The sequence below is a fragment of the Pseudoalteromonas sp. SG43-6 genome (genome assembly GCF_014164365.1).
GTDB classification, from domain to species: Bacteria; Pseudomonadota; Gammaproteobacteria; order Enterobacterales; family Alteromonadaceae; genus Pseudoalteromonas; species Pseudoalteromonas rhizosphaerae.
The window spans coordinates 1-12,339 of record NZ_JACJEZ010000080.1 but is presented as its reverse complement, the minus strand read 5'-3'; the positions used below and the strand labels follow the sequence as shown (position 1 = coordinate 12,339).

14 protein-coding genes are annotated in these 12,339 nt (G+C 41.3%); 11 read left to right on the top strand and 3 right to left on the bottom strand.

The features are described 5' to 3' along the window. Window positions 1-74: 74 nt before the first annotated feature. Together H5201_RS21220 and H5201_RS21215 are read right to left on the bottom strand one after the other, a co-directional pair. Entirely contained in the window at window positions 75-683 is a 609-nt protein-coding gene (locus tag H5201_RS21220; RefSeq protein ID WP_182719585.1) for a paraquat-inducible protein A, read from the bottom strand. Between the two features lie 47 nt (window positions 684-730). Then, window positions 731-2,005, bottom strand: coding sequence for an EAL and HDOD domain-containing protein (locus H5201_RS21215; RefSeq protein WP_182719584.1), 1,275 nt, complete (start codon window positions 2,003-2,005; stop codon window positions 731-733). 255 nt (window positions 2,006-2,260) lie between these two features. Between H5201_RS21215 and H5201_RS21210 the strand changes: the two genes are divergently transcribed. Next, a complete protein-coding gene (locus tag H5201_RS21210) occupies window positions 2,261-2,827 on the top strand; it encodes an alkylphosphonate utilization protein (protein WP_145238171.1) in 567 nt (188 codons plus the stop codon). Between the two features lie 149 nt (window positions 2,828-2,976). Beyond that, the gene (locus H5201_RS21205) at window positions 2,977-3,792 is read left to right on the top strand and encodes an META domain-containing protein (RefSeq protein ID WP_182719583.1); all 816 of its coding nucleotides are present in this window, start codon (window positions 2,977-2,979) and stop codon (window positions 3,790-3,792) included. Window positions 3,793-3,843: 51 nt separating this feature from the next. Here the strand turns inward: H5201_RS21205 and H5201_RS21200 are convergent, their stop codons facing one another. After that, a complete protein-coding gene (locus tag H5201_RS21200) occupies window positions 3,844-4,683 on the bottom strand; it encodes a 23S rRNA (adenine(2030)-N(6))-methyltransferase RlmJ (RefSeq protein ID WP_149980512.1) in 840 nt (279 codons plus the stop codon). A 234-nt stretch (window positions 4,684-4,917) separates the two neighbouring features. Here H5201_RS21200 and zapB point away from each other — a divergent pair, with 234 nt between their 5' ends. The 9 genes from zapB to H5201_RS21155 all read left to right on the top strand — a co-directional run bounded on the left by zapB (window position 4,918) and on the right by H5201_RS21155 (window position 12,301). Beyond that, window positions 4,918-5,148, top strand: coding sequence for a cell division protein ZapB (gene zapB / locus H5201_RS21195; RefSeq protein WP_145238165.1), 231 nt, complete (start codon window positions 4,918-4,920; stop codon window positions 5,146-5,148). After that, entirely contained in the window at window positions 5,148-5,447 is a 300-nt protein-coding gene (locus tag H5201_RS21190) for a cell division protein ZapA (RefSeq protein WP_149980511.1), read from the top strand. The genes zapB and H5201_RS21190 overlap by 1 nt, the downstream gene beginning before the upstream one ends. A gap of 107 nt (window positions 5,448-5,554) precedes the next feature. Continuing rightward, window positions 5,555-6,574 carry an MBL fold metallo-hydrolase gene (locus H5201_RS21185; protein ID WP_149980510.1) on the top strand — a complete coding sequence of 340 codons (1,020 nt, stop codon included), beginning with the start codon at window positions 5,555-5,557 and terminating at the stop codon, window positions 6,572-6,574. 54 nt (window positions 6,575-6,628) lie between these two features. Further along, window positions 6,629-8,119, top strand: a complete 1,491-nt coding sequence (locus H5201_RS21180; RefSeq protein WP_182740855.1) for a LysM peptidoglycan-binding domain-containing protein — start codon at window positions 6,629-6,631, stop codon at window positions 8,117-8,119. A 76-nt stretch (window positions 8,120-8,195) separates the two neighbouring features. Continuing rightward, the gene (locus tag H5201_RS21175) at window positions 8,196-8,684 is read left to right on the top strand and encodes a peptidylprolyl isomerase (RefSeq protein WP_182732172.1); all 489 of its coding nucleotides are present in this window, start codon (window positions 8,196-8,198) and stop codon (window positions 8,682-8,684) included. A 9-nt stretch (window positions 8,685-8,693) separates the two neighbouring features. Further along, entirely contained in the window at window positions 8,694-9,422 is a 729-nt protein-coding gene (locus H5201_RS21170; protein ID WP_182785340.1) for an SDR family NAD(P)-dependent oxidoreductase, read from the top strand. Continuing rightward, the gene (locus H5201_RS21165) at window positions 9,419-10,261 is read left to right on the top strand and encodes an amidohydrolase (RefSeq protein WP_182785339.1); all 843 of its coding nucleotides are present in this window, start codon (window positions 9,419-9,421) and stop codon (window positions 10,259-10,261) included. The genes H5201_RS21170 and H5201_RS21165 overlap by 4 nt, the downstream gene beginning before the upstream one ends. Window positions 10,262-10,311: 50 nt before the next feature. After that, window positions 10,312-11,889, top strand: coding sequence for a S41 family peptidase (locus tag H5201_RS21160; protein WP_182785338.1), 1,578 nt, complete (start codon window positions 10,312-10,314; stop codon window positions 11,887-11,889). 31 nt (window positions 11,890-11,920) lie between these two features. Continuing rightward, window positions 11,921-12,301 carry a hypothetical protein gene (locus H5201_RS21155; RefSeq protein ID WP_149980504.1) on the top strand — a complete coding sequence of 127 codons (381 nt, stop codon included), beginning with the start codon at window positions 11,921-11,923 and terminating at the stop codon, window positions 12,299-12,301. Window positions 12,302-12,339: the final 38 nt, after the last annotated feature.

Sequence of the window (12,339 nt, the reverse complement as noted above, 5' to 3'; positions counted from 1 at the left end):
TAGGTTCTAGGTTCTAGGTTCTAGGTTCTAGGTTCTAGCGAAGTTTATGATAACTATTTAGTTAACACAAACGTTTAACTATTTTTTGGCGTAACTTTAATTAAGCTGCTGGCGGCGATGGCAAATAAGCAATAACCGGTAAAGTACCAAAAACCTGCACCAAATTCAGCATGCATGTTGATCAATTCCCCCATCTGGCCATCGGCGTTACCAGCAAGGTAAGCCACAATCAAAGCAATGACAAAAACATCTACCATGCTCCATTTACTCAAGCCTTGTATAACTTGACCGAGTATATGCTTTAATTTGTTCATCGGTATTAAACAATAAACTAATTGCATCAACAGTTTTAAAGCTGGCACCACAATTGAAAACAATGCTACCAATGCTGCGACTAGGTAATTTTTATTATTGGCAAGTTCGTTAACCGTGCCCCAAATGCTCCGTGTTTTTTTATAAGCACTAATTTCACCTTCGAGTTTATCAAGGCCCAACATGCTCGACGCCATCATTAACATATTGCGGGTATGACGGTCACCTTCATCAGCAATCATAGCAATGCCTGTTTTGGCGAGCTTTGATTTATCAATTTTCCCCTCAAGGGTTAGCACAGGCTGAGTAACGCCAGGTAATAACAACGCCAGAGCAATTAAAATAGTCGTGATCGGCAGTAATAAACGCATAGTCGTCTTTTAAAGTATATTGATAATGGCGCATCATACTCAAGGTATTAAGTATCTTCAATAATTGAGGCTAAAACCTCATCGCCGTATTGCCGTGCTACGAGCATGGCATTATAAATAACATCGATGGGAGAAGCTGGCCGAATGGTTTCTAACAATTTAACTGCTAATGGCCAATTATCTTCCTCTACCGCGCGAGCTAACTGCAAAGTAGCACCTAACATACCGTTAAAGTTAAGCAGTGCACTCGATAAATCATCGCCTAAACAAAACTCTTTTGCGATAACATCCAGTTCCATATTTAAAATAGCATCGAGCACTGACATCAAGCCAACTAAGTAACCACGCTGAGACATTTCCTTACCGCCAGGCTCTAGCATTAACTGCATGAAATGCGCACGAGTTAACCCCAACTTAGTTAGTTCACTAGGTTTATCAACCCCTAGTTCACTAAGGGCCAACACTCTTACAAATTGACGAATTGCATCTTCACCTAAATAAATAACCGCTTGTGAAATAGAGGTGATCACTAAATTTTGGTTACCAGAGCGTGCATTCACTAATTTAAGAATACGAGCAGTTAAACCGACGTCTTTAGCTACCCGCTGGTGGACTTCATCAAAATCGAGATCTGGGCGCGACGTACAGCGCAGCAAATCAAAAACAGCAAATTTAGATGGCTCAACATTATGGTAGCTGAGCATTTCTGGACGCGCGAAAAAGAAGCCTTGAAAGTAATCGCAGCCGGCACTTTTTAGCAGCATAAATTGTTCGTGCGTTTCAATTCGTTCAACTATGATTTTTACATCAGGAAAACGGCGTTTAAGCTTTTTTAACAGCATATTGGTTTTAATGATGGGCTCTTCAACTTCAAGCTTTATATAATCAACTAAATGTAATAATGGCTCCCATTTTTCATCTCCATCATAATCATCGAGAGCAAAAGTATAACCCTCTTTTTTTAGAGCCGTAACTCGATTGGTCACTTTATCAATGTTGTCGGCTCGTTCAACAATTTCTATTACTGCGCTATCGGGTTGCAATAATTTAGGGAAATCATCTAGTAGGGCATCTGAAGAAAGGTTTATAAAAGCGCGTTGGTTCGCAGTAAGTTTATTTATACCAATAAGCATTAAAGCGTTAAAAAACAGCCGCCCAGTAGCCTGACCATCTGTTGTGCCAATAGGGAATGCGTTATTTATCGAATCTCGATACAGTAATTCGTATGCATAAATGCCTGTTTCAGCATCAAAAATAGGCTGCCTGGCAATGTATTGTGTAACAAGTTTTGGCACCTCGGCGGTTATCTGCGTATTAAGCATATTATTTCCTGCTAATAACTATAGTGACTCTTGCCAGCTAAATTGTTGTTATTTTATGTACTCAGTATAGTAAGGTTTTTGCGCCTTGCCTAAACTTGTAAGTAATAATGCTCCTTTTATTGAATGTCTGCAAACCATCTGTAAAGTCAAAGTTTTCACTATACCCACACTAAAATAATGGATAAGTTCTAATTTGACTGATGATTGAGTATAATAAGGGCTTACTTTTCTGTTAACCCCCAAAAGAGCCTTGATATGAGCATTGAACAAGCCTTAGTTGAACGCAGTAATAACCAATGTGAGCTATGTACTGCAACTGAAAACCTTTCTGTATACGAAGTGCCACCTGTCACTGAAGCTCATTCAGATAAATGTATTTATACTTGCCAAACGTGTAAAGACCAAGTTGAAGGCACCACTGATATTACCCCTACTCATTGGCATTGTTTAAACGATAGCATGTGGAGCCAAACACCTGCGGTACAAGTGGTGGCGTACCGTATGCTAACCCGTTTAGCTGCTGATAATGGCTGGGCACAAGATGCGCTAGACATGATCTATCTTGAAGAAGATACGTTAGCATGGGCTAAAAAAGTACTTGCTGAAAATGATGATATTAAACATGTTGATAGCAACGGCGTGGTACTGCAAGCCGGCGATACAGTCACACTTATTAAAGATTTAGATGTTAAGGGCAGTAGCTTAACGGCTAAACGTGGTACTGCTGTGCGTAATATCGGCTTAACCAGCAACCCTGAACATATTGAAGGACGTGTGGACGGTCAGCGCATTGTTATTTTGACCAAGTTTGTGAAGAAGTAAATATCTCTGTGCCTACAAAAAGGTGCATTTATGCGCCTTTTTTGTTATTAAATAACAACTTAGAATAATTAAGCTATGATTAAGTAATCGCGCTGTAAACTACCCATAGATTAAAAATCAACCGATTCATTTATTTCAAGGAATAAACCATGCTATCGAACAAACCTTATACAGTTTTAAAATCGATTGCCAGCATTAGTTTATTGGCCAGCAGTGCAATGGTACTTAACGGGTGCAAGAGCCTACCTGATCCACAAACGAAACAAACCACTGAAGATGCAGCCATGGCCACTTTAACAACTCAAGTTAGCTACCTTGATCGCAGCATGTTAGGTCCGGGATCACAACTCACAGTGACTTTAGCTGATGTGTCAAAGATGGATACTGAAGCAGAAATAATTAGTCAACAAACTATTGATATCAATGGCGCACCACCTTATACGGTAGAGCTTAGCTACGACGCGAGCAAAATGGATCAACGTCATCGCTATAGCGTAATTGCACGTATCACTAATCAAGATCAGTTATTGTACGTTAGTACTACACATAACAATCCATTTGAGCAATCACAACAAGCACCTTATGAAGTAGTCGTGTCTAAAGTTGCGCCGCAAAAGCCCAATGTCGATTTAGTAAATACGTATTTTAAAGCTGTTACTATAAATGGCGTGCAAGTCACTGTTGAAACAAAAGAACCCTTTATTCAATTTAGTAAAGATAACAAAAGCCATGGCTTTTTAGGCTGCAATAATTTTGCTGGTAGTTATCAAGTAGATCAACAAGCACTGACATTCAGCCCGCAAGCTAGTACTAGAAAAATGTGCTCTCAAGGTATGGAACAAGAAACTGCAATGTCTGGCGTACTAGAAAATACTGCGACGTGGAATATTAATGGTGAATCACTCACCTTAAAAGATAAGCAAGGTAAAGTACTGGCAACCTTTAAAGCCGTGTATTTTAATTAACTCTAATCACTCTCTGTAATTAAACGCCCAGTGAACTGGGCGTTTCAATGTTTATTCGGCAACTAATTGCTCGCTGCGATAAAAGCCTGATGAATCGCTTAATAAGGTAACTAGTTCAGGTAATACCTTATCCATAGTTTGTTTTAACTTCCACGGTGGATTAATTACTATCATCCCCGATGCAGTCATGCCATGCACGTCAGTATCGGCTTCAGTCGCTAATTCAAATAACTGAATATTACGCATACCTGAAGCAATCAACCCCTCTTCCATACGCTCAATTCTTTCTCTGTCGACCACCGGATACCAAATCATGTAAGTACCAGTAGCAAAGCGTTGATAAGCCTTCGTTAATGTTTTTACCACAGTGTCGTAATCGTCTTTAATTTCATAAGGTGGATCAATGAGTACACATGCTCTGCGCGAAGCGGGGGGTAATAACCCCACTAGACCCGTAAAGCCATCCTCGCCGCGGACACGAATTGAGCGCTTACCGCTCATGTTTTCTTGTAGTAATGCCAAATCTCGCGGATGTAGCTCAAAAAACCAACCTTTGTCTTGGCGACGCAAGAAATGCTCAGCAATTTTCGGCGAGCCCGGATAAAAAGCTAATTGTTCTGTGTCATTAAATGATTTAATTAAATCAATATAATCATTTAGTTCCTGATGCTCACTGCGATGTTGATAAAGCTTAGCAATGCCATTTAGGTATTCTTGCGTTTTTTGTGCATCAGCACTGGCTAATTCAAAAAAGCCAGCTCCTGAGTGAGTATCGATATAGTCCAATGGCTTATCTTTGAGCGTCTGGTAACTTAATACCTGAGCTAATACCAAATGTTTAACGACATCGGCTGGGTTTCCAGCATGAAATGAGTGTCTGTAACTGAGCATAATATAATTTCGCTTAAATAAACTCATTGAAGTTAGTTATATTCTACAACATAAAACGCCAAGGGTCATAAATTGCTGGCCATTAAGTGAACCACTTATGAACAAATTAGTCGCTAGCCTGAACAGCTTATTAACATTAAATAAAAATCAGCCAAAACACACGTAAATGCTGGCATATAAAGCAACTTTGCTTTACATTTGCATGACAATAATCACAGTTTTATGAGCGCCTTTATGAATAACGATACCCTTTCTCAACTAGAACAATTGATCGACCAATTAATTAGCCAAAATTCACAGCTACAAACTCAGGTTAGCGAGCTTAAAGATAAAAATAGTAAGCTAATCGATGAAAATGAAATTCTTCAACTTGAAGTACTTGAAAGTGAAGAAAAACAAAAAGACACCAGCACAACTTTAACGGGTTTACTTGAGAAGCTACAAAGCGCCCAACAGGCTAACTAATGTCTGAGCTGCAAAACCAGCGAGTCACAGTTGAGTTGCTTGGTAAAGAGCAGCAATTTGCTTGCCCAGCTGGGCAAGAGGATGCACTCATTGCATCAGCCAAATACTTAAATGATTTGGTTGATCAAATGAAGCAGCGCTCAACAGTGCGCAATGATCAAAAAGCCTTATTAATGGCAGCCTTGAATATTAGCCATGAGTTACTCGAAGCAAAAACACAGCAAAGCGTTACCCAACAGCAGCAGGATCAACTCATCGATAAGCTCAGTGCTTACTTAGGGCAATCGTCAGCCGAATAAAAAAAGCGCACTCGCGCTTTTTTTATTATCTCGTGGATTCCAGTATCAATTAAAAAAAAAATCAGCTAACTTGCCTATTTTATTTTCTCTATTTTGGCAATACTGTTATGACTCACCCTTTTTATATCCCCACTCAGTTAACTGCACTTTTATTGCTAAGCTTTAGTCTTGTTGCACCCCGCTCTGCTGTTGCAGCAACACAGTGGCAAACAATCTCCCCTAACGTACAATTTTTAGAGCAGCAACGAGCCCTACGCTTTTATGACTCAAACCAAGTGCTCATTGAAGGTGATAAATGCGCGCTAATGTTTGATGCTAGTGGCGACTTTGCCGCTGTTGAAGCAACCGTTAAGCAACTAAAAAGCACCTTAAAAACCCCCTTGTGTTACTTAGTTGCTAGTCACTTCCACGACGACCATTTACTGGGCATGGCTATTTTGCAGCATCATTTCCCCGATGCTCAATTAATTGTCCATCAACAGCTTGCTACTGAATTTAGTCAACTCCAACAAACCTATACTAATAAACTTGATAGTTATGAAAAAAGTATCGAATTGAGTTTACAGCGTTTAGCCCAGCAGCCCGAAGCGCAACAACAGCACTGGCAAAACAAACTCAACTTAGCTAAGCAGCGATTATTACGATGGCGCCAATATCAACTACAACCACCACAAACTTACGTTGTTGATAGCTTAACCATTGAACTTGGCAACTACCCAGTCACGATTAACGCACACCAAGCCCATACTAATGGTGATTTAACTCTCAGCGCCGAAAATCATCGCATTTTAGTCGGTGCTGATGTGGTTGATTGGCTACCTTATCCCGGCCATGGTAATTTTAATAACTGGTTGCAAATACTCACACAACTTCACTCAGATCAGCGCATCAAGATAATCCTGCCTGGCCACGGAAGCGTACTAAAACGAGACGATTTACAGCAACCATTAAACTTTTTGCACGCGATACAACAGCATGTAACAAACTATCCAGAGCAAGATTTAGTGCAATTACAGCAAAGCTTTAATCAGCAGTTTGCGAAAGACTACCAAGTTGATGAGATAGCACGAAAAGCTTACCCGCTGTTTCTAGAGGCTGGACTTAAACGAGTTAAACAGTCAAAATAGCGCTCGCACGTGGATGTGCTAGACTTTTAAAAGGATATTAATTTAGTGATGTTTATGCGCAGTTACCTCTTAGCCCTGTTTGTGACTTTAATTTTACTATCCGGTTGCCAAACAACTGAGCCATATTCAGCGCCAAGTGATACTGTGCAAGCTCCGGTTATTTTTAATCACGTTAAACCGTCATCAAATAGCTCAGCACAGCCCACAGATACCAAGCATAAAAAACAAAAAATAACATTAACAGCTCCAGCGCAACAAGCCGCTACATCACCTCAAGCGCACACTCGCAATAAAGATTTATGGCGACATATAGCCGACAACTTAACCATTCAAATTTACCTAAACAAAGCACTAAATAAACGGATTACCTGGTATACCAAGCAACCAAAATACTTACAGGTTGTCAGTGCCCGGGCTGCGCCTTATCTTTATCATATTGTTAGTAAAATAGAGCAACGTAAGTTACCCATGGAATTAGCTTTATTGCCTTTTGTAGAAAGTGACTTTCGCCCGACTATTAGCTCCTCAGAACAAGCTGTTGGGGTATGGCAATTAGTCGGTGCGACGGCTCATCACTTCGGCATAAAATCAGATCAATGGTATGACGGGCGCAAAGATGTTCTCGCTTCAACAGATGCCGCTTTGGCCTATTTAGAGTATTTACATAAGCGCTTTGATGGCGACTGGCTACATGCATTAGCGGCTTATAATAGTGGCGAAGGACGTGTAAAGCGCGCCATCGCAGAAAATAAAAAGCGCGGCAAAAGCACTGATTACTGGTCGTTGAAATTACCCAAAGAAACCTCTGAATACGTGCCAAAGCTAATGGCATTAAGCTACTTAATACAAAACCCTCAGCGCGGATTATACCGCCCTAAACTTGCCAACAAAGCCCTTACAACTGAGCTTAACGTTGGCCAGCAATTTGATTTTTCGGTGATCGCCAATTTATCTGGTATTGGTCGCAGCCAACTACACAAACTCAACCCTGGCTATTTAAAAAACCAAAGCTCACCTAATGGTCCTCATACTTTATTACTACCACTGCAACAGCAAAGCTTATTAAGCAGCCAGTTCTTTAAAAATAATTTCACTGGCGAATATACAGTGAAAAAAAATGATACTTTGTACTCGATTGCTCGTCGTTTTGGATTATCAGTTAACAAACTAAAAGCGATGAATAACAAAACCTCTAATTTAATTGGTATTGGTGAAGCACTGATGGTTGGCCAACCTCGCACCATGCCAGACTCGTTAACTATCAATTATAAAATCAGTCCTTACCTTGAACAAACTGAAATAGCGATCCCCACTATCGCAATCCAATACCAGGTAAAGCCTGGTGATACTATCTGGGGAATCAGCCAACTTTATGATGTGCCGCATAGTGATTTAGCCCGGTGGAATAAACTTAGTGCCTCGAGTATTTTAACGCCTGGCACGCAGCTGGTGCTACATTTGCCGCAAGCAACAAAGGCCGTGTCACAATTGCATGACGAAGGTTTACTTTCAGAGCTTGCAAGAACCTTAAAGCAACCACACTAACCGAACCAGTAGTTTATAATCCGGCTTATTTAGCGTAAAATTAGCTTTTCATTACAGTTAAATTAAAGAGATCGGCATGCAAATTAGCAAAAACTCGGCAGTTGAATTTCACTACACATTAAGTGAAGCGGGCGAGCAACTAGAAACAAGTACTGGCAGTGAGCCGCTAACCTATATTCATGGTTTGGAAGGTATGCTTCCTGGTCTTGAAACAGCTCTTGAAGGCAAGGCTGCTGGCGATAGCTTCAGCGTGACACTTACACCGAGTGAATCTTACGGTGAACGTGTTGATGATCTTATTCAACGCATTCCTCTTAAACACCTTCAAGGTGACACTAAAGTATGGAAGCCAGGTATGACAGCAATGGTTAGCTCTAATCAAGGCCGTCATCAAGTGACGATCGTGAAAGTAGGTCGTTTCAATGCTGATTGTGATTTAAACCACCCATTTGCAGGCAAAACTCTAACGTTTGACGTGCAAGTACTTAGCGTACGTGAAGCAACCAGCGAAGAAGTATCACACGGCCATGTCCATAGCGAAGGCGGTTGTGGTCACAACCACTAAGGAAATTCCATGTCAAAGGTTGCTATCGTTACAGGCGGCAGTAAAGGTATAGGTCTTGCTGTTGTTAAGCGTTTTCTAAATAATGGTTACCAAGTACATAACCTTGATCTAGAACCTGCAGATTTAGGCACTTGGCACCACTGCGATGTGAGTGATGTTAGCGCAGTAAAAACGGTTATTGCAAAGATTGCCAGTAATGGCAAATGTATAGATGTGTTGGTATCGAATGCCGGCCGTCATCTAAGCGCGACAATTGAAGACACTGACGAAGCAACCTTCGATAGCTTGTTTGCACTTAATGTAAAAGGTGCCTACGCGGCAATTCAAAGCGTGTTACCAAGCATGAAAGCGCAACAAAATGGGGTGATTATTTTAATTGCCTCAGATCAAGCCATCATAGCTAAAAACAACTCGTTTGCGTATAACCTGACCAAACATGCGTTAGCCTCAATGGCAAAAACCACCGCATTGGATTATGCCCAGTTTAATATTCGCACCAATGCAGTGTGCCCAGGCACCATAGAAACACCGCTTTTTCATAATGCTATCGACACATATTGTGCTCGTAGTGGCGCCGACAAAGCCACTATAGTTGCCGAAGAAGGCGCATTACAGCCACTCGGACGATTAGGCCAAGCTGATGAAGTCGCAGCATTGGTTACGTTTTTAGCCAGTGATGATGCCAGCTTTATTACCGGCAGTTTACAAACCATTGACGGTGGTTATACCGCGCAATGAGTGAACGCATTATTGACCCTCACGTACACTTTTTTAATTTAGTCCAAGGGCAATATGATTGGCTACAAGGTAAGAATCCTGTGCCTTGGCCAAATTTAGATACGATTAAAGCGCCCATAAGTGTTAACCAATTACAGCATATAAGTCAGTTTGAAATTGCTGGCCTAGTACACATTGAAGCAGGCTTTGATAACCAGCACCCCATCAATGAACTGCACTGGCTAGCTGAGCACTTAAGTGGCCACAATTATAAAGCTATCAGCTTTGCCAATATTAATAGTCATCCCGACGATTTTAATAATGCAATTACCGCTTTATCACACCCAAGCTTAGTGGGCATTAGAGATATCACCGAAGGCGCTGATGCCATGCGCTTAAGCCATGCTACATGCCATGATAACTTAGCGCTATTAGCCAGTAAGCAGCTGATATTTGAAGCTCAATTTGAAGTTGAAAAGCTTACGATTACCCAACAGCTAATCAACTACTGCCAACAACTTCCGCATTTACAATTAATAATAAACCATGCGGGTTTACCCAATAATCTGTCAATTTGGCAGCAGGGGATCAGCCAATTAGCGCAACTACCTAACTGCTGGATTAAATTTTCAGGCTTTGAGCTACTCACCGCGCAGCTGCAAACTCAACAACAGCAGTGTTTTAACTTTATCCTGCAACACTTTGGTCAGCACCGCGTTATGTTTGCTAGTAATTTCCCTGTGTGTCAAATCAACGCGAGTTATCAACAGCGTTGGTCAAACCATTTTGAGCTGTGTAATACTCATAGTGTATGGCAACAACTTAGCTACAAAAATGCGCAGCACTGCTACCAAGTTTAATTAAAAACCGCTATATTGAGTTTATATTGTATAAAAAATAGATCATCACTATGGCTGTTTCCTCTATTCAAAAGCTCACTATTGGGCTTTTCAATGTTTCTTTTCTAGCGCTTCTTTCTGGCTGTGGTGGCGGTAGTACAATGACCGACAACAACAATAACAGCAATGGTGATGGCGACACTGGTAACAGAATCAATTGGACACAAGGTGTATTTCAACCCTCAAGTAATTTTTATCAACAATGCCAAGCATTAAACGAAAAGCACTGGCTGCGCTCATGGAGCAATGAAACCTACCTTTGGTATGACGAAATTATCGATCGTGATCCAGCGCTGACCCCTGCTGTAAATGAATATTTTAAATTACTAAAAACCGAGCAAATTACCGAGTCAGGCGCAAACAAAGACAACTTTCACTCTAGCCTGCCAACTGCACAATGGGAAGCCCAAAGCCAATCAGGAGTGACTTTTGGTTATGGTTTTAAAGTTAAATTAATCAGCTCTACAGCACCACGTCAAGGTGTGATCAGCTATACAGAGCCCAACTCACCTGCAAGTGCGCAAAATATTGCCCGCGGCTTTGAGATTTTAGAAATCGATGGTGTTGATTTTATCAATGCCAGCACGCAAGCAGAGGTCGATATCCTCAACGCGGGTTTATATCCAACTCAAACCGGTAAAAGCACTACCTTCGTATTCAAAGATATTAATACCGATGAAACCCGCGAAGTTATTTTAAACTCACAAACGATTACTTCTAGGCCAGTCACAAACGTGAAGACTTTAGCTGATGGCACTGTTGGTTACTTTCAATTTAATAGCCACAATGCAATTGCTGAAAAACCGCTTTATGATGCCTTTAATAATCTCAAAGCAAGTAATGTCACTGATCTGATTATTGATATTCGTTATAATGGCGGTGGTTTTTTACAAATGGCCAGTCAAGTTGCTTATATGATCGCAGGCCCCGCGAACACCAACGGTAAAGTTTTCGAAAAAACCATTTTTAACGATCAACACCCAACCTTTAACCCTGTTACTGGGCAACGTTTGGAGCCTGTGATGTTCACCGATGAATTTGTTGGCTTTGCCGAGAACCCGGCATTAATACCAGGTACACCATTACCAAGCCTTAACTTAAAACGCGTTTATTTATTAACCACTAGTAGCACTTGCTCTGCCAGCGAAGCGATAATAAATGGCTTACGCGGCGCTGATATTGAAGTTATTCAAATTGGCGCTGGTACTTGCGGCAAACCTTATGGATTTTACGCCACAGATAACTGCGATACGACTTACTTTAGCATTCAATTTACTGGCGAAAACAATAAAGGTTTTGGTGAATATTCAGATGGTTTTGCGCCGCAAAACACCACTGACAATGCCCGCTTACCAGTACGCATAGCCGGTTGCGCCGTTGCTGATGACTTTAGCCACCAGTTAGGCGATCCTGAAGAAGCGGTACTAAAAGCCGCGTTGGGTTATCGTGATAATGGTAGTTGTCCAGCAGCCAGTTCAATAGCCAGTAAGCAAGGTTTTGCACCTGCACGCTTTGGCGATACCCCTGCAGTATTAGATACACGGGCTGGATCTCTTGCTGAGCAAAATAAAATACTGCCTTCGCATTAAGCGTTAGCATTAAACTCAAGGCAGAATTGTTATGCTAAAAGAATGTTCATTATCAATACTAACCGCGCTCTTGATCAGCGGCTGCTCTGTGCAAAGCAGTGAACCAACACCAAAATTACAGCATGCATTACTAACAGAGCCTCAAGGGGAACTGATTGCTCAAGGAATTGCTCGCCTAATGCGCTCAGAGAAGATTGCAGTAGCTAATGATGTGTTTATGAAGCGCAGCTTGATGGTCGTTGATAACGTCACTAAAACCGACGAGCTTGGCAACCCTATTATGGGTAAACAGCTAAACATGCCAGACCGTTTTGAATTACTGATAAAAAACAACCTATGCTTTGTACGTCATCTCGATAGCAAAGCCACCGAGCCGCTACCGGATGTACAATGCAAGGTGAATGATATCTAGGTGCTAGGTGCTAGGTGCTAGGTGCTAGGTGCTAGGTG